The organism is Pedobacter sp. MC2016-24 (assembly GCF_015223055.1).
Lineage (GTDB): Bacteria > Bacteroidota > Bacteroidia > Sphingobacteriales > Sphingobacteriaceae > Pedobacter.
This window is the reverse complement of record NZ_JADFBX010000001.1, coordinates 396,279-414,790: the sequence shown is the minus strand read 5'-3', so window position 1 is coordinate 414,790 and position 18,512 is coordinate 396,279. Positions and strand designations below refer to the sequence as shown.

General features: G+C 44.6%; 12 protein-coding genes. All 12 read left to right on the top strand.

Translation table 11 applies throughout. The features are described 5' to 3' along the window. Positions 1 to 7 precede the first annotated feature (7 nt). From IM797_RS02010 to IM797_RS01955, 12 genes are read left to right on the top strand one after another with little or no spacing between them, the layout of a single operon-like run. Positions 8 to 781, top strand: coding sequence for a phytanoyl-CoA dioxygenase family protein (locus IM797_RS02010; protein WP_194125419.1), 774 nt, complete (start codon positions 8 to 10; stop codon positions 779 to 781). A gap of 24 nt (positions 782 to 805) precedes the next feature. Beyond that, entirely contained in the window at positions 806 to 1,609 is an 804-nt protein-coding gene (locus tag IM797_RS02005) for a sugar phosphate isomerase/epimerase (protein WP_194125418.1), read from the top strand. 2 nt (positions 1,610 to 1,611) lie between these two features. After that, a complete protein-coding gene (locus tag IM797_RS02000; RefSeq protein WP_194125417.1) occupies positions 1,612 to 2,904 on the top strand; it encodes an MFS transporter in 1,293 nt (430 codons plus the stop codon). A 4-nt stretch (positions 2,905 to 2,908) separates the two neighbouring features. Further along, entirely contained in the window at positions 2,909 to 3,727 is an 819-nt protein-coding gene (gene murQ / locus IM797_RS01995; RefSeq protein WP_194125416.1) for an N-acetylmuramic acid 6-phosphate etherase, read from the top strand. Between the two features lie 3 nt (positions 3,728 to 3,730). Beyond that, positions 3,731 to 4,975 (top strand): sugar MFS transporter, encoded by a 1,245-nt coding sequence (locus IM797_RS01990; RefSeq protein ID WP_194125415.1) that lies wholly within the window; start codon positions 3,731 to 3,733, stop codon positions 4,973 to 4,975. Positions 4,976 to 4,999: 24 nt separating this feature from the next. Next, on the top strand, positions 5,000 to 6,556 hold the full coding sequence (locus tag IM797_RS01985; RefSeq protein ID WP_194125414.1) for a glycoside hydrolase family 28 protein: 1,557 nt from the start codon (positions 5,000 to 5,002) through the stop codon (positions 6,554 to 6,556). Continuing rightward, on the top strand, positions 6,553 to 9,105 hold the full coding sequence (locus IM797_RS01980) for a family 20 glycosylhydrolase (protein ID WP_194125413.1): 2,553 nt from the start codon (positions 6,553 to 6,555) through the stop codon (positions 9,103 to 9,105). The genes IM797_RS01985 and IM797_RS01980 overlap by 4 nt, the downstream gene beginning before the upstream one ends. Continuing rightward, positions 9,092 to 10,345, top strand: coding sequence for a hypothetical protein (locus tag IM797_RS01975; RefSeq protein ID WP_194125412.1), 1,254 nt, complete (start codon positions 9,092 to 9,094; stop codon positions 10,343 to 10,345). Before IM797_RS01980 ends, IM797_RS01975 begins: the two co-directional genes overlap by 14 nt. A gap of 34 nt (positions 10,346 to 10,379) precedes the next feature. After that, positions 10,380 to 13,208: a TonB-dependent receptor gene (locus IM797_RS01970; protein WP_194125411.1), complete on the top strand. Its 2,829-nt coding sequence runs from the start codon at positions 10,380 to 10,382 to the stop codon at positions 13,206 to 13,208. A gap of 9 nt (positions 13,209 to 13,217) precedes the next feature. Next, complete coding sequence (locus tag IM797_RS01965; protein WP_194125410.1) at positions 13,218 to 13,979, top strand: glucosamine-6-phosphate deaminase; 762 nt, start codon at positions 13,218 to 13,220, stop codon at positions 13,977 to 13,979. Between the two features lie 12 nt (positions 13,980 to 13,991). After that, positions 13,992 to 15,686 (top strand): glycoside hydrolase family 105 protein, encoded by a 1,695-nt coding sequence (locus IM797_RS01960; protein WP_194125409.1) that lies wholly within the window; start codon positions 13,992 to 13,994, stop codon positions 15,684 to 15,686. A 10-nt stretch (positions 15,687 to 15,696) separates the two neighbouring features. Further along, a complete protein-coding gene (locus tag IM797_RS01955) occupies positions 15,697 to 18,507 on the top strand; it encodes a hypothetical protein (RefSeq protein ID WP_194125408.1) in 2,811 nt (936 codons plus the stop codon). Positions 18,508 to 18,512: the final 5 nt, after the last annotated feature.

Genomic DNA, 18,512 nt, shown 5'->3' with positions numbered 1-18,512 from the left:
ATACCCCATGAAAAAAACATATTTATCTGAAGAACAGATCGATTTTTTTAACAAAAACGGATACCTGACAGTTGAAGCGCTCATCACACCTGCCGAGGTTGCCATTTACAAAGCCATTTATAATGATTTTTTATCAAAAAAAATAGATGTGGGTGCTAACAGATCGGATCTTGGTGATGGCTTGGGCGATAACAAAACCGATGAAAACATTACACAAATTATGTGGCCCAGTGATTTTGTGAAGGAATTGGCAAGTATGCCTTTCCATACCAGGGCGCTGGATATTGCCAAAGAGCTGATTGGAGCCGACGTGGAGATGGACTTTGATATGCTGATCAATAAGGCGCCGGGGACCAATACCAGTACACCGTGGCATCAGGATGAGGCTTATTGGCTAAACCTGCCCGATAAACGTGCTGCCAGTTGTTGGCTCGCCCTGGACCAGGCAACCGTTGATAATGGCTGTATGTGGTTTGTACCAGGCTCTAATTTGAAAGCGGTAAGGATGCATCGTTTCGCCGGAAAAGAAGGCGGGGCATTGACCTGCGACGCCACTGAGGATGAAGCCGTTTGCGTTGAGCTTAAACCGGGTTCCTGCACTTTTCACCAGGGTAGAACACTACACTACAGCAGGGGCAACAGCACCTCATCCGACAGGAGGGCATTTATTTTGAACTTCAGACCTGGGGAGATGATCAAATATGAACGGGCACATAATTTTGACCATGGAAGGAATAATGCCGGCGACCGTAAGGTGAAAAATGAAAATTTCAAAGGTTAAAAAGAGTATTTAAATAGAGATCATATGGACATCTTATTTTTCTGTACAACCTGGGGGCAAAAGAAAGGTAGCTGGGATGCTTTTTTTGCCAGTATTGCAGCCCAGGGCTATGACGGGGTAGAAACTGGAATACCCGATCCGGAAGAGAAAGATATGTTTTTTGAAGGACTTCACAAATACGGACTCCGGTTTATCGGGCAGCATTGGGAAACGACAGATCCTGATATCAGTCTGCATCGTGATCAATATGCACAGCAGCTTAGGGAGCTGGCCGCACTAAAACCTTTATTCATCAACTCACATACCGGTAGGGACTTTTTTACTAAAACGCAGAATTGCAGTCTGCTTGAAATTGCGGCGAGCGTAACGCTTGAAACAGACATACCTGTGGTACATGAAACCCATCGTGGACGATTTGCCTATGCTGCACATGTTACTGCTGAATATTTGAAAGCTTTTCCAGATTTAAGACTTACCCTGGATGTATCCCATTGGTGTGTTGTTGCCGAGAGTTTACTACAGGACCAGCAGCAAGTGCTTGATTTAGCTATCGGGCGTACTGCCCACATTCACGCGAGGATTGGTTTTGAACAAGGGCCACAGGTATGGGATCCTGAACTTCCGGAATACGGGGAAACGCTGGATTTTCACTTGAAATGTTGGGATAAAGTAATTGCCAGTCATCAAAAAACAGGTAAAGATATGCTGAGTATTACACCCGAGTTTGGCCCTTTTCCATACCTGTCTTTGAAACAGACAGCTGAAAAGCAGTGCTTATCTAATTTATATATGATGAATCTATTAAAAACCCGGTATCAGCTAAATTAACCATGAATAAAGACGTAAAAATTGGCAATTACAGGTGGTTCATTTGCTTCATGCTATTTGCAGCAACCACCATCAACTATCTGGACAGGCAGATCCTGGGACTGTTAAAACCAACCTTAGAGCATACTTTTAGCTGGACAGAAACAGATTACAGTCATATCGTAATGGCATTTACAGCCACTTACGCCATCGGACAATTGCTGTATGGAAAGCTGATTGATAAAATAGGAACCAAGTTGGGCTATACCATATCCATTACCGTCTGGAGCATTGCAGCCATGTTACATGCTGCGGTACGTAGCACATTTGGCTTTGGTGCCATGCGCGCCTTACTTGGAGCTGGCGAGTCTGGTAACTATCCTGCCGGCGTTAAAACGGTTGCAGAATGGTTTCCAAAAAGCGAAAGGGCATTGGCTATCGGTATTTTTGATTCCGGGTCTAACATCGGCGCTTGTGTTGCACCAATCCTTGTACCCTGGATTTTAGCTGTATATGGCTGGCAAATGGCTTTTATTGTAACCGGGGCATTGGGCTTCATCTGGTTGGCCGCCTGGCTTTCTTTCTACGAGATACCCGTTAAACAGCAGAAATTAAAACCTGCAGAACTGGCTTACATCAATAGCGATGAGGACGCGCAGACTGAAGACAATGACACCAGCAAAGTAACCTGGAAAACGTTATTGGGCCTCAAACAAACCTGGGCTTTTATTGCCGGCAAATTTTTCACAGATCCCATCTGGTATTTCTTTCTGTTCTGGTTGCCTTCCTATTTTGCAGCCAATTTTCACCTGGATCTGAAAAAGCCCAGTCTGCCACTGGTCATCGTCTATACCGGAACCATGATCGGTAGTATCGGCGGAGGTTATTTGTCTTCATGGCTGATCAAAAAAGGCTGGCCAGTATACAGAGCGCGTAAAGCGGCACTGCTGGTTGCTGCCGTTTGTGTAATACCGGTCATGGCTACCAGGTATGCAGCTGATATGTGGCTTGTCATTGCCTTGATCAGTCTTTCAGTTGCCGCAAATCAAGCCTGGAGTGCCAATATATTTGCGATTGTTTCAGACATGTTTCCCAAAAAAGCAGTCAGTTCTGTAGTTGGATTGGGGGGCATGGCCGGTGCCATTGGCGGGGTGTTATTTCCAATGTTTATCGGTGCAATACTTGACTTTTATAAGGGAACAGGAAACCTGATGGCCGGATACAACATCATATTCCTGGTCTGCGGTTCTTCTTTTCTAATCGCCTGGCTGGTGATACATTTATTGGTGCCTAAAATGGAAAAAGTAAAAATTTAAGCTCATGGGTTTTATCAAAGTCACAGAAATGCCTTCGGCCTACCGCAATCTGGAAAAGATGAGCACGGCAGCCCTATTGAATAACATCAATTATGAGGATGCAACGGTTGCACCTGCAGTGGGTTTACTGGTTCCAATCATTGAAAAACTGGTTAACGCAATTACACTGCGTATGCAACATGGAGGCCGGTTGTTTTACATTGGGGCGGGAACGAGCGGCCGACTGGGCGTTCTGGATGCCAGTGAATGCCCGCCTACTTATGGGGTATCAGATGACCTGGTGATTGGAATTATGGCTGGTGGAGATGCTGCATTGCGTTACGGGGTCGAGGATGCTGAGGATGATCCGGAACAGGGTTGGATTGATTTGCAGCAATACCATCCTGATGATAAAGATACGGTAATCGGAATTGCAGCCAGTGGAACCACGCCTTATGTGATTGGTGCATTGAAAGCAGCTCAGGCAGCAGGTATACTGACGGCTTGTATTGTTTGCAACGCGGGGTCACCCTTGGCAAAACATGCTGATTTTCCAATAGAAGCTGTAGTGGGGCCTGAATTTGTGACTGGAAGTACCCGTATGAAAAGTGGTACCGCACAGAAACTGATTTTGAATATGATTTCAACCAGCGTAATGATCCGGCTTGGAAAAATACAAGACAATAAAATGGTTAACATGCAGCTTAGTAACGAAAAATTGATCAGCAGGGGCGTCAGCATGTTGATGGAAAAGACCGGGATTAAAAACCATGCAGATGCCAAAGCCCGTTTGTTAAAGTACGGGAGTGTAAGCAAGGCAATTGAAAATTGGAATAACCTGTAAATCATGGAAACAAGGATGAATAAACAAGTCATTACTATCGGGTGTTTCTTCTTTATTTTTGGATTCATATCCTGGGTAAATGGAACACTGATTCCCTATTTGCGTATTGCCTGTGAACTGGAAGAGTGGCAAGCTTACCTGGTTACTTTTGCCTTTTACATTTCTTACACCTTTATGGCCCTGCCTTCGAGCCGGATTTTAGTCCGAACAGGGATGGTCAGGGGGATACAGACCGGATTATTGATCATGGCCATGGGTTGCCTGTTATTTGTACCAGCTGCATTAATGCGTTACTATCCACTTTTTTTAGCCGGACTGTTTGTTGCGGGCGCAGGTACAACTTTATTACAGACAGCTGTAAATCCATACATCACTAAACTGGGTGATCCGGCAAGAGCCGCTCAGCGCATGAGTTTAATGGGGATTTGTAATAAGTTTGCGGGCATTCTTGCCCCTATGATCCTGGGTGCAATTATCCTTAAAAATTCTGATGGTTTACTGGCCGAACTGGAAAGTATGGGTACTGTTGCAAAAACAGCCCGCCTGGATGAACTTGCCAGGGATGTGATTATGCCATATATCGTGTTGACCGTACTTTTATGCCTCATTGCCCTTGGCATTAAGTATGCACATCTGCCAGAAATTGAACCCTCGGCAGACGAACTGTTGCACAGTCAGGAGCAGGAGCTGCCCCACACAAAAAAGAATTACGATGGCGTTTTTTTACTTGGTTTCACAGCCATATTTGTAAGTGTGGGTGTAGAAGTGATTGCTGGTGATACCATTGGAAATTATGGCATTTACCAGGGGGTTAGATTGGACATCGCCAAAAGCTTAACCTCTTATACACTTGCGGCTATGCTTACAGGTTATGTTCTGGGTGTTTTATTCGTTCCACGCTTAATTTCGCAGGAAAAAGCGTTTTTGTATTCGTCTCTGTTGGGCGCCTTACTTACTTTATTTGCTGTATTTGTGCCCCGGCAGGGGTCTATTGTTTTTATTGCTTTACTTGGTTTTGCCAATGCCATGTTATGGCCGGCAATATGGCCGCTGGCTTTAAAGGGACTTAGTGGGGCCTTACTGAACCGAGGTTCGGCCATATTGATTATGGGGATCGCAGGTGGTGCCATTCTTCCACTGGTATACAGTTGGTTATCTATTGTTTCCAACAATCAACTGGCTTATTTACTGCTGCTGCCTTGTTACCTTTTTAATGTCTACTATCAAATTTCAAGAACTAAAAAATAAGTATATTCTCACTTAAACCTGACGATGATGCGATTCCTTCTATTTCTCTTATTTACAAATACAATAGTCTTTGCGAAGGCTGCAGATGTTGATGTGCTTACTTATGGCGCCAAGGGCGATGGCATCACCCTAAACACCCAGGCTATTCAAAAATCGATTGATGCAGTTGCCGCTTCAGGAGGGGGAAAGGTCTTGTTCCCGACCGGAAATTTTGTAACGGCCACACTGGTGTTAAAAAGTAATGTCAGTCTTTATCTTTCTCGTGGTTGTATCCTCACAGGAGTTAAAGGAGCTTCAAATTATCCCTATCAGCAGGCCGGGATCCCTTTTTATGGCGAAAACTGGGTAAAACAAGCGCTCATCTATGCCAATAAAGCAGAGCATATTGGCATTGAAGGTGAAGGAACAATAGACGGACAAGGCGCAAGTTTTGAAATCAATACCATCAAAAAACCAGAGCGGTATATGAACAGGCCTTATCTGTTGTGGTTTGTAGCTTGCAAAAACGTTAGGGTTAAACAGGTACATCTGCGTAATTCTGCTTTCTGGATGCAGCATTACCTGGGGTGTGAAGATGTCCTGATTGATGGGATTTCCATCTGGAACCACTCCAACAAAAATAACGATATGATTGATATCGATGGGTGTAAAAATGTATTGATTACTAATGTGAACGGGGATTCGGACGACGACGGGTTGACGCTTAAAAGTACTTCCAGACTGATATCAGAAAACATTGTCATTAGCAATTGTGTATTCAGCAGTCACTGCAATGGTTTAAAGTTCGGCACAGAATCTACCGGTGGTTTCAGAAATGTAACGGTTACCAATTGTGTCATTAAACCTTCGCAACAGCTCACAACCATTTACGGTAAACCAGCCGGTAACAGCGGTATTTCACTGGAGATGGTGGATGGCGGGATTATGGAAAACATCAGCATCAGTAATATGGTCATTGATGGTCCACAGGTGCCGATATTTATTCGGTTGGGTAACAGGGCGCGGAAACATACCGATGGGGCAGCTGCTCCTGGGATCGGCATAGCCAGGAATATCAGCATTGCCAATGTAGTCGCTACCGGAGCGGACATAACTGGTAGCTCCGTAATCGGCCTGGAAAACGCGATAATTGAAAATGTTAGCCTTAGCAATATCTCCATTTCCAGTTCTGGTGGCGCTAAAGCGGATGCGATGTTTAGAAAATTGGAGGTTCTGGCAGACCATTATCCGGAAGCTACCATGTTTGGGCCATTGCCGGCTTATGGCTTTTACGTTAAACATGTAAAAGGACTTCAAATATCCGATTGCAGGTTTTCTTTCCGTACTGCTGATGAACGCCCGGCAATTGCGCTCGAAAATACATCCGATTTTGAACTTAAAGGCATTCAGATGTCGACTTCCGCAAATGCCAATGGCTCCATTTATTTAAACGATGCAAATAATGGACTAATCACAGGAAACTCTACCTATACTGCTGGCAAAAATTTTGTCTGGCAGCAGGGAAATACAAGCAATGTTGCATTGATCAATAACTACCACCCGAAAATTCAAGCTGATACGAACCTAAACAGAAAGAAATGATCAAAGGACTTCACATATGGCTTCTGTTCTTATTATCCGGCACAGCGTTGTTTGCAGTGGCTGATGTACCTGTGCTGCCATATCCTCAACAGGTAAAAGAAGGGAAAACAATCGCTGCATTTTCTAAAAATTGGGTGCTTAAAGCCGGTGGAATCGATTTGCTTACTTTAAAACGTTTGGGAGCGGTCACTAAACATAGCCTGCTGCGCAAAAAAACTGGTCTTTCACAGTTGCTTACCTTAAGTTTAACAGGAAAAAATAAGCAGATTGATCAAATGATTGGTCAGTATGTTCAACAGTTTGATCAGAAAAATTGGGCTGAGCAGATTGGTAAAGAGGGCTATGTATTGATTTTAAATCAAAAAGACCAGCTGCTGGTTGCCAATACAGAAAGGGGCTTGTTTTACGGTTTACAAAGCCTCAGACAATTGATGGATGCAGGCTGGAAACGTGAAGTCTATATTGTCGATTGGCCATCCTTGGCACATCGGGTAGTGTTTGACGACATTAGTCGCGGGCCCATCTCTAAAGTTTCTTACATCAAGGAACAGATTCAGCGCATGGCATCTTTAAAAGTAAACGGTTTGTCTTTTTATATGGAACATGTGGTGCAGACTAAAGCTTATCCTGATTTCGCCCCGGCAGATGGAAAGTTGACCATTGCGGATATCAAAGCCTTGTCTGCTTACGCTAAGCAATACCACATGGAACTCATAGGTAGTTTCCAATCCTTTGGACATTTCAACAATATTTTATCCTTGCCCCAATATCAGTCTATGGGCGAAACTTCCACCATGATTTCTCCCTTGGATCCCAAAGCACGGCATTTTCTGGAAAGCGTGATTACTGAAATGTGCGGCGCTTTCAGTTCAAACTATTTTAATGTAAACTGTGATGAGACATTTGACCTTGGCAAAGGGAAATCAAAAAAATACGTCGATAGTGTGGGCATCGCTAAATACTATGCAGATCACCTGAAGTTTCTTTATGAGGTATTGAAAAAGAACGGTAAGCAGTTGATGATGTGGGGAGATATTGCCTTGCAGCATGAAGAGATTTTGGACTTGTTGCCAAAGGATATCACTTACATGACCTGGGAATATGGAGATCCGGCAACCTATGATAAATGGATTGACCCTTTTGTAAAACGCCAGCTTCAATTTATGGTTTGTCCGGGTATTTTAAATACCAACAGGCTTTTCCCTGATCTGGCTATCGCCAAAGCCAATATCAATGGCTTTATACATGCGGGCTACGAAAAAGGAACAATTGGTGCTTACACCACAATTTGGGATGAAGGGGGCGATCAGCTGTTTTCGCAAGACTGGTATGGGGTGTATCTCGCTGCAGAGAAAAGCTGGAATGTAACGTCAAATCTGGATCATGGCTTTGATACCAGGTACGAAAGTGTGGCCTATGGTACAGCCAATGGTGCTTATGTAAGCGCGATCAATGCGCTCATGAAACTGAGAGACCTACCGCTTACTTACAACATGAACCACGAAATCTGGTGGCAGCATATTTTACCCCAGAATGGAGAAACATTAATTTTAAACAACAAGGATGTTGCAGCCGGATTGAAAATTATTGATGCAGCTGATGAACTATTGATGGCTGCAGGTCCAAAACGACATCAGACTGATCTGGCCACCTTAAAATACATTGTGGATCGTTACAGACTACTTTTTGATACCCGAACCGAAATTGCTGAACTGTCCGGATGGTACCAGGGAGGCACTAAAAAATCATCCGAAAATGTGAAATCAAAGATTACAGCATTACAAAAACTAAAAAGCAGGTATGTGGCCATGGAGGCTGATTTTAAATATAAATGGAATCGGGAAAATCAACCATACACCTTAAATTATGCACTTAAGCCTTACCAAAATAGAATTGCATCGCTTACAGATCTGGAAAAAAAGCTTTCAGGGCTCCCGCCCAACGCCGTAAATGCCAATTGGCCAACGGCTACTGCTATAGGTTTAAATGTCGTTGAGCTTGATCGCTATTATTTCAATTATTGGCTGTTAAGCGGCCCTTTTGTAAACCCGAACCATGGCTTCCCTGCCTTTTTGTATTCGGAAGATCCGGACGCAAACCGGCCGCCTAAACCAGGAGATTTTGCGCAGTTTGTCAACAAGCCGTTCCGGTGGATGAAATACAATACGGATAACGGTGGGATCATCAATAAGTTTAAAGCTTTACCAGCCGATCGTTATGTATACGCCTTCTGTTCGGTAACAGCCGAAAAGGCTATGGAGATTCCGGCCTGGATTGGAACTGATGCTGAGCTGGAATTATTTTGTAATGACACCAGCATTGCGAATGCTTTGCCTGCCCAGGTTCACGCTCCACCTTCTGCGCTCTTACCTGCCGAAAAATCGTACAACCTGCCTTTAAAAAAAGGTATCAATTATATCCTGTTAAAGATCAGAAGCAATGGCACAAATGCAGCTTTTACCTTTCGCTTAAACACCACAGAACCTGTAACCAACCACAAACACAAATACACCATCAATGCTAACCAGAACAATCATGAAGCAGATTAAGATCCTGACCAGTCTTATACTGGCTATTTATTTCAGCACCTATACTAACGCCTTTTCCCAGGTGAAAAAGGAAGAAATTGTCAATGCCATTGATCAAACCGCAAATTGCCTCGTTAAGGTCATCCTGGACGAGCAGGGGAAGTCGCGATGTGATTATAACCTGACCGAAGGTAAATGGTACCCTTATGAAGTGCCCTGGCATACCGGGCAGGCAATTAACGCTTTGCTTGCAGGATATAAAATCAGGGGCAATGAAAACTGGCTGAATGCCGCAAAGCGATCCGGTGATTATTGGATCAGTTTGCAGATCAAAGACCATCCAAAATTGAAAGGAATGCTGGGCGCTACACACGGAGATTTTGTGGGTGACGATGTTATTGTTTTTGCCACCATATCTGACGGTACCCCGGGAATCTATGAATTGAGTCGCGTAACCCGGGATAAAAAGTATGCAGACGTAGCGACCAGCGCCGCCAGCTGGATGATGAAAAATATGTATGATGCGGAGAAAGGCATTTGTTACGACAATGTAGACCTGAAAACGGGCGAGGTGCAAAAAGAATACAGCCCCTTTTGGAAAGATAAGAAAGTCGGTGAGCAAACCTTGTTTGATGTATCCAGACCAAATACTGAAGGTTCTTTGTTTAAGGATGCTTACGAGTTTTCAGGTAATAAAGCCTTTAAAGATGCTTTCATTAATCTCTGTAACAGCTTATTGAAACTACAGGACGAGAATGGATTGTGGTCAGACTTTATGCCAAATTTCAAAGATGTACACTCATTTCATCCCCGCTTTAACCTTTGGTATGCCGAGTCTTTAATTGAGGCCTGGAAGCTGACCAAAGATAAAAAATACCTGGAAGCTGCGGCGAAAACGGCCCGTACACACGCAAAAGCGCAGCAAAAGGATGGCACCATGTATTACGACAACTATACCGATGGAAAGGCCCCGGATAAAGGTTCTGTTACAGGATCAGAAGTTGCGCTTTCTGGTATCGTATGGATGGCACTCTCCGATCTCGGCTATAAAGAATTCGACAACAACATTGAAAAATCTGCCTATTGGCTGGTTCATAATCGATTTGCAGAAGATCATCCGGACCCAAATTTACGTGGTGCAGTGATCGAGACCAGGACCAGGTCAAAGGGTAAGGTCTGGCTGGTTAACCGTGACATCGGCACCAGCTTCGCATTACGCTTTTTAAGTGATTACTATAAATTCAAATCATTCCAGAACTAACCAATATATCAACTCATTCTAAACGGAAATTGTTATGAAACCTATTTTTAAATCGTATCTCACGTGGATATTTGCGGTGTTGTTCTCCGCAGCAGGAACCGGATTTTCTGCACATGCACAAAGTGCAGGAAACATTCGGGGTAAAGTGATAGATGAGCAGGGCGGAGCTTTACCAGGCGCTTCAGTAAAAATTAAAGACAGCAATAAAGCTGTGGCGACAAACACCACCGGTGATTTTCAATTGAACGATTTGAAGGCCGGCACCTATGTAGTTGTGGTAAATTATATGGGATATAGCCCTGTCGAAACTACCGTGGAGCTCAAAGCCGGACAAACTGCAGTGCACAACATCAGGCTGCTGAGCAGTAGTGTGGCCTTAAAAGGCGTAACCGTCTCCGGTGTCATGGAAGGCCAGCAAAAGGCACTCAATCAACAGCGTAATGCCGACAACATTAAACAGGTGATTTCTGCCGATCTGATGGGACGATTTCCCGATCTGAATGTGGCCGAATCCTTGCAAAGACTTCCTGGAGTAACTATCGGACGTGAGCAGGGCGAAGGTTCTACAGTGCAGTTGCGCGGTACACCCGGAGGATATACCAATATCAACATCAATGGAGAGCAGATCATGGGTACGCAGGAACTGGGGCAACGGAACGCCCAGTTGGATTTAGTCCCTGCAAACGTTCTGGCTTCGATGGAGGTGATTAAAACTTTAACACCGGATCTTGATGGTGATGCCATATCAGGTGCAATCAATCTAAAAACACCTACAGCAATCAGCTTAAAGCCCCAGTTGTCTGTAGATCTGGGTGGTGGTTATAACAAGTTGCGCAACAATTCAAATGGAATAGGTAACATCAGTTTTGGCAGACGCTATGGCGAAACTGAAGATCTGCCAAATGGTAGGATGGGTATCACTGTATCTGGTAGTTATTACAAAACAAATAATGGATACGATGAAATTAATGCACAGCAATGGCAGTTGAAAGATTTTGGTGATGGAAAAGGATCCATTTACTTTCCAACCGACATTCGCCTGGTTTACCTGGAGAACGAACGTACCCGCATGGGCGCAACAACAACAATGGATTATAGTTTCAGTCCAACAACATCCATTGTGGCCAACTTAACTTTTAACAGTCTGGATAACGATGCTACACGGTACCGTAAACGCACCAGGATGCAAACGGCCAACACCACCCTGGTAAATGGCATATATACAACCACCCGGGGAAGGGGGTATAATGAGGTGCTTGACCGGCAAATGAGAAACAATAACATCAACTTCAGTTTAGAAGGGGAAACCATGTTAAACCGGATCAAGCTGGATGGAGGGATATTTCTGACCGCTTCAAATTTTGATCAGCGTGCTGCCGCCTATAATTTCATTACAGGAAATGTGCCGCTGACCATTTCTGAAATCTCCGGCGATTATATCCAGGCAACAGGTAGTACCGATGCCAAAAACAATGCGGCACTGTATACCTACAACACGATTGAAGCCAATGATTTTAAAACTCAGGGCACCAATACCGTAGGTCGTATCAACCTGACTTACCCATATAAAATAGGGGATAATGATGCCTACTTTAAAATGGGGGCAAAAATAAAAAGGATGAACAACAAACGTTTCAGACCGGCAAGTACTTTTGTGGCCAACTATAGCGGTCCGGCAGCGACAGGTAGCCTCAACAATTTTAAAGGCGAAAACGAAGTGTCCGCCGACTTTCTGGATGACAATTTAAGTTTTGGTCTGGGGGTAAATAAGGATGCTACGGTCGGCTTTTTTGCCGCAAACCCCGCCTTGTTTACCCAAAGTGCTGATCAGGCACAGATATCCATTGATTCCTATTTTTACGATGCCCAGGAAAATGTAATTGCCGGATACCTGATGAACAGAATCCAATTTAAGAAATTTATGTTATTGGGTGGTTTAAGGGTGGAAAGAACTGCGGTTGATTACGATGCCAAATTGGTCAATCAGGATATCAATGGTAAACTCACCTCCTCTGTACCGGTAAATTCAAAATACAACTACATCAAATACCTGCCAAACCTGCAAGGTAAATATGATCTGGCTAAAAATACAGTGATGCGCGGTGCAGTATCTTTCGGTTATTCCAGACCAAATTTTAATGACCTGGTACCCAGTCGTGTAGTAAGTATCTTAAACAGAACATTAACCGATGGTAACCCCGATTTGAAACCTGCTTTTGCAACCAATTATGATTTTTCTATAGAACACTACCTCAGCAATCTGGGTATCCTTTCCATCGGTACATTTTATAAAAATATCAAAAACTTCCAGTACAACAGTGTGGTTACGCTGACAGGAAACGAATTTCCAGATGCTACCGCTTACAAAGACTATCTGTATTACAAAACTTACAATGGCGACCTGGCAAAGGTATTCGGGGTAGAAGTTAACGCGCAAACCAATTTGACATTTTTGCCGGGCATACTCAAAGGCATATCGTTATACGCCAACTATACCTACACCCGTTCAAAAGCAGATGCACAGGACAGAAAGGGCCTCCGTTTACCTGGACAGGCCGATCATACCGCCAATGGTTCTGTTTCCTACACCTTAAAAGGTTTCACCTTACAGGGCAATCTGAACTATAATGGTGCTTATACCTCCACTTTAGGTACAGACGATGCTACTGATGTGATCCGTGCCGCACGCTATCAATTGGATGTCAATGCTTCTTTCCGGATTACTAAAGGCTTAACCATTTATGCAGAAGGACTAAATCTGACAAACCAGCCGCAAATCGAATATTTTGGCGAGCGGTCACGCCTTTTTACCAAAACGTATTATGATTATTCGGCCCGTGCAGGATTGAAATACCGCTATTAAACCAAACACATGATGAAATTTTTAAAAGATAACCTACTGGTTAAAATTTATCCCAATAGGGGGGATATGGGCCTGGAAGCTGCTAAACTGGCAGCGGAACGCCTTAGTGAACTGCTGCAGCAACAAGAAGAAGTCAACATCATCTTTGCTGCGGCAGCTTCTCAAAATGAATTTTTGGAAGCGCTTACCGAAGAGGCAGGTCTGGATTGGGCGCGGGTAAATGCATTCCATATGGATGAATACATGGGGTTAGCCGTATCACATCCGCAACGGTTTGGACATTTTTTGAATCGCAAAATCTTTTCCAGACTGCCCTTTAAGCAGGTCTATTATTTGAATCCCGATGGAAATGATTCCGAAGCTGAATGCGCGCGTTATTCGGCATTGCTGGAGCAAATGCCGCCAGACCTCTGCTTTATGGGGATTGGTGAAAACACGCACCTGGCTTTTAACGATCCGCATGTTGCCCGTTTTGATGACCCGGTACTGGTCAAAATTATCGATTTGGATGAACCCTGTAAACGGCAACAGGTAAATGACGGATGCTTTGCTACGGTAGCCGAGGTACCTGCTTATGCCTACACCTTAACCATTCCGGCTTTGTTGCAGGCAAAGTACATTTTTTGTATGGTCCCGGGGCAAAACAAAGCAAAGGCGGTACAACATACACTTCAGGAAGAAATATCAGCACGTTATCCATCCACGGCCCTGAGAAATCATGCCCATGCGATTTTGTTTCTCGATCAGGATAGCGCATCACTCATACTTTAATTCCATATGGCAATGAATTTATCAAGCAAAATGCGGTTAAATATCCTGGTTACCACAGGCTTATTCCTTTTGTCTTTGCCCGTATTTTCGCAAAACAAAGAAGCTTTGGCTTTGGCTAAAAGAGTTGCGGATAAAGTCATTGCCGATACTTATTTTAGTTTCAAGCTACAGCCCCAGAAAGATGTACTGGGCTTGCAGGTCATCGATTTTCGAGGTTTAAAACCAATAAAAGGACAGTATTTGTATGGGAAAAGCCAGCTTGTCGTTGAAAAAAAAGATTCGCTGTTGAATTTTGCACTGAGCTACGGTGGCGAGGTTACCATTTGGATCAACAACATGCAGGTATATGCGGCTAAGCATGCCGGTTTACAGGTTCCGAAAGAGACTTCTTATAACCGGTTTACTTTTAGTGAGCAGTTTTCCGGTCGCTTAAAAAATGGGATAAACGAAGTGCTGATCCGGTACACCGCAGAAAAAGACGTTGATCCTGTAATCTTTCTGATGCCCGTTACCAGGGCCGGCGACCTGAATACTGCTGCCAGCTTCAATTCCGGTATGGACAATGACCTGCAAAATACAGCGTGGCTTTTATCAACCGGGCCATTTGATCGTTCAGGCTTAACTCCGCATGCCTGGTGTAAATCGCCACAGCGCTATCTTCCAGAACTGGAAACCCCCAGTCATGCGGCTTACCAGCGTGATCCTTATGCCGACTGGCATTATTCGCATGGATCCATGGTCTGGAGTATCATGGCTTTGGATACTGCGGGTAAGTATTCGGCTTTTGCCAAAAGATATGTAGAGTTTACCCTTCAGCAGATTCCCTATTTTCGCTATCAGTACGACTCCCTTTTTGCATTTAGGGGAAGTTACCACCGCATCTTCAGGCGTACCATGCTAGACGATACCGGTGCACCCGTTTTGCCATTCGCAGCATATTATCTGAAGACAAAGGACGAAGCAGTAAAAAATCTGATCCTGCCTATAGCGGCTTATGTGTCCAAAGCCCAACAGCGTCTGGACGACGGTACCTTTTGCAGGCCAGAACCTGTTGAAGCTACGGTATGGGCTGACGACTTGTTTATGAGCGTACCTTTTTTATTGCAAATGGCTAAAATTACAGGCGATGTGCAGTACTATAATGATGCAGCCAGGCAGGTGCTCAATTTTAGAAAATACCTGCTCGATCCAAAAACAGGTTTATATAAGCATGCCTGGTTTAACCTGAAGCAGGAAAGATCTGCCGCTTACTGGGGCCGTGCAAACGGATGGATTGCCTGGGCAACGGTATCTTTACTGGCAAATCTGCCCAGGAACCACCCTGCCTATACACAGGTATTGCGTAATTTCCAGGAACAGATGAAAACACTGATCCGTTATCAGGATAAAAGCGGTATGTGGCACCAGGTATTGGATCGGCCTGATGCCTATGAAGAAACGTCCTGTACCGCTTTATTTACTTTAGCGCTGGCCAGGGGAGTAAGGGAAGGCTGGTTAAATCAAGACTATAAAAAAAATGCCCTTGCCGGCTGGAATGCCCTAAAAACAAAAATTGATACCGGGGGCGTAGTCCATGGCATTTGTCGGGGTACAGACATCGGTGACGACCAGCAGTTTTATATGGATCGTAAAACGATAGCTAATGACCCCCGGGGATTGGGGGCGGTAATTACAGCGGGAATTGAAATTTCCAGGCTCCAACCTTAAAAGAACCGATATGATGAAGATATACGTATTCCTCTGTATCATTGTCCTGATGTCCTGCAATAAACATCCCGGTCACATCAATTATCTGTATGATTTTGGTACAGCAAGTTCTCCCCTTGAACAAGGATACCTCCGGGTGGATCCGGGAACACTGTACCAGGCAAAAAAGGGCTATGGATTGATGTATAAACCTACTGCTGCTTTTGATACCATCGCCGGAAAATGGAATAACGCTTTAAACAGGGATGGGCTTATTGGTAAAGACAGTTTGGTTTTTAGAACTGACCTCCCCAAAGGAGCTTATGTATTAACCATTACATTAGGTAACAATACAGAAAGTCATTTAAATCAGTCGGTGTATGTAAATGGTGTATTGATTGCCGATACGGTGGTTACGCCCTGGTATCGCATCCCGATTAAAAGCGTGAATAAAAGCATCAACGTTACCGGAGGTGCAACGTTGGTCAGAGTTGTTGCAAATGATGCTGTTGCCGCTGTTCAAAGTATCGAGTTCAGACCCATTGCTCAGATACGGTATGATTCAAAAACCGGATTTGAACCAGATACTACAAAAGTAAAACAAATGGTGGCTGATCTGGAAAGACAGCTTCAGGACCGACCCGGGCAAACCGACTTAGAGAATCAATTGAACACCGCCAACAGATATTTAAAAGCCTGCTATTATTACGATCTGGGTGCCTGGTTACGGGCGGCCAAAACATCGGGGATAAACTTCACTTTCCGGATGTACCTTGCTGCAGATCTGCTGGAGCAGGTTGCGGCTTCAAAAAAAGATCCTTTGTATGACCAGTCCATTTATTTATTGGGAAAGATTCATTATTGGTTAAACAGTGAGGATTATGATCCTTATCATGAAGCCGAATACAAAAAATACTTCAGCATTCTGAAAGCGAAATACCCGGACGCAGATTTGTTAAAAATGTACCTGGGTGAGCGGGTGCCATTTGCAATTGCCAACAGCGTTGATCCCAAAGGCGCTCCGCAATGGGCAATTGGCCAGCACGAAGCCATGCAAAGAATGTTAAAGGTGATCTATTGGTGGGTAAATGAAAGGCAGGAGGCTAACGGAGAGCTCGGCGGTAAATATGGGGATGATGTGGAGATTTTGCGGTGGTGGCTACCGGCAATTTTAGGTGCGGATGATGCTACGGCAAAAAAAGGATACCGCCGGCTGGCGGATGGCGTGTGGAACAGCGGGATCCTGGAACGCGGCTTTGCAAAAAAAATGGACGATGTAGAACATGCTGCAGAGCTGTTCAGGGATACACATCCCTCCATGTTTATGATCGATTACGGTGATCCGGAGTATGTGGAGCGCTGTCTGATCAGTATGCAAAACTTTGGCCAGGTCTGGACCGGCATAACCCCAAATGGGCACCGGCATTTTAAATCCTGCTACCTGTCGGCTACGGCAGTATTGGAAAAATCACCTATGAATGTGGACGTGCCCTTAAATGCCAGGGCGGTATTGCCAGGTTTATGGGCAGCCTGGTACAACCAAAACCCGGAATTGATCAGGCTGTTTAGTGAATGGGGAAACGCCTGGGTAAACGACGCTGACCGTGCAGAAAATGGTAAGCCCGCCGGAGTCCTGCCGGCAGCCATTGCATTTGAAAATGATGGAATCGCAGCACATACCGGAAAATGGTACGATCCGGGACTGGCCTATGATTACTACCGATGGGAAAGTCTTGGCCATGTCAATGAACTTCAGGCGCAGCTGATCGGTATGTATGCCATCACAAAAAATAAAGCTTTTTTAAAGCCACTTAACTTTTGTTATGATTTGATGATCAGTGCAGCTAAAGAAACTTTACCCGAAAATCCCGAACCAGGCTCGCTCAATTGGGTAAAGCAGGTCTTATTGAAAGGTGGCGTAGATAAAGGTGATACGGATAACCCGATGGCCGACGTTTTTGCCATGGCCAGACAGCTGAGCGGGAGCCAAAGGTATGATCAGCTGATTGAAGCGCAGGGTAGCGCTTACAACAAATACTTAATCCATGGGGACACCCAGGTCCTGAACAAAGGTCTGGAAGAGGTATTGGCATCTTTACGCTATAATTTTCCATTGTTGACCAATGAAGTGAAGTATACCGATCGGGTGTATGTGCCTGGCAGCGACTTGCTGTTTGGCATGTATACCGGTCATTTTGGTGCCGGATACGAGTATCCGGCAGTGGTAGCCACCTGGAAAAACACAGGTCCTGATCTCGGCATATTGGTACGCGGCGGTAATGCTACATCAGCCAGGGTATCTTTTTTTAATTTTGGAACTGATCGCGCTGTAACCATGCAGACCTGGCAATTGCAACCTGGGCTTTATGCATTGGAAACGGGTGAGGATCGCAATGATGATGGAATGATAGATGCCAATTTGCAGCGACAAACCCTTGAACTCAAGGAAAGGGTAAATCAGGTTGTACTCCACATACCGGCTAAGAAATCGTTCGTGGCCACACTAAACCAGATCAAAGCAGATGCTAAGCTTGCTGCGGCAGCGGATGCGGCACTTTCTGCTCATGACATTTCAATGCCCGACCGGGAGACGGTGGCTGTGAAAATTCACAACATCGGGAACCTGACCGCAAAAAATATCACTGTGGAACTTTGGGCCGGTGACGAGAAGCTTGGCCTGCAGACTATCGGCCGTATCGATGCACCAAACGATTTAGTGCCACGTGTTAAAGTGCTGACTTTTAAGTTTCCCGGACGCAAATTACCAAAAGGGATACGGGTTCAAGCCAGTATAACAGCGCCAGAAATCAGTACCTTAAATAATAAGGCAGCTTACCCTTAAAAAAC

Coding starts and splice junctions, on each gene's coding strand:
- IM797_RS02010 (WP_194125419.1), top strand. CDS start 8: ATGAAAAAAACATATTTATCTGAAGAACAGATCGATTTTTTTAACAAA.
- IM797_RS02005 (WP_194125418.1), top strand. CDS start 806: ATGGACATCTTATTTTTCTGTACAACCTGGGGGCAAAAGAAAGGTAGC.
- IM797_RS02000 (WP_194125417.1), top strand. CDS start 1,612: ATGAATAAAGACGTAAAAATTGGCAATTACAGGTGGTTCATTTGCTTC.
- murQ (WP_194125416.1), top strand. CDS start 2,909: ATGGGTTTTATCAAAGTCACAGAAATGCCTTCGGCCTACCGCAATCTG.
- IM797_RS01990 (WP_194125415.1), top strand. CDS start 3,731: ATGGAAACAAGGATGAATAAACAAGTCATTACTATCGGGTGTTTCTTC.
- IM797_RS01985 (WP_194125414.1), top strand. CDS start 5,000: ATGATGCGATTCCTTCTATTTCTCTTATTTACAAATACAATAGTCTTT.
- IM797_RS01980 (WP_194125413.1), top strand. CDS start 6,553: ATGATCAAAGGACTTCACATATGGCTTCTGTTCTTATTATCCGGCACA.
- IM797_RS01975 (WP_194125412.1), top strand. CDS start 9,092: ATGAAGCAGATTAAGATCCTGACCAGTCTTATACTGGCTATTTATTTC.
- IM797_RS01970 (WP_194125411.1), top strand. CDS start 10,380: ATGAAACCTATTTTTAAATCGTATCTCACGTGGATATTTGCGGTGTTG.
- IM797_RS01965 (WP_194125410.1), top strand. CDS start 13,218: ATGATGAAATTTTTAAAAGATAACCTACTGGTTAAAATTTATCCCAAT.
- IM797_RS01960 (WP_194125409.1), top strand. CDS start 13,992: ATGAATTTATCAAGCAAAATGCGGTTAAATATCCTGGTTACCACAGGC.
- IM797_RS01955 (WP_194125408.1), top strand. CDS start 15,697: ATGATGAAGATATACGTATTCCTCTGTATCATTGTCCTGATGTCCTGC.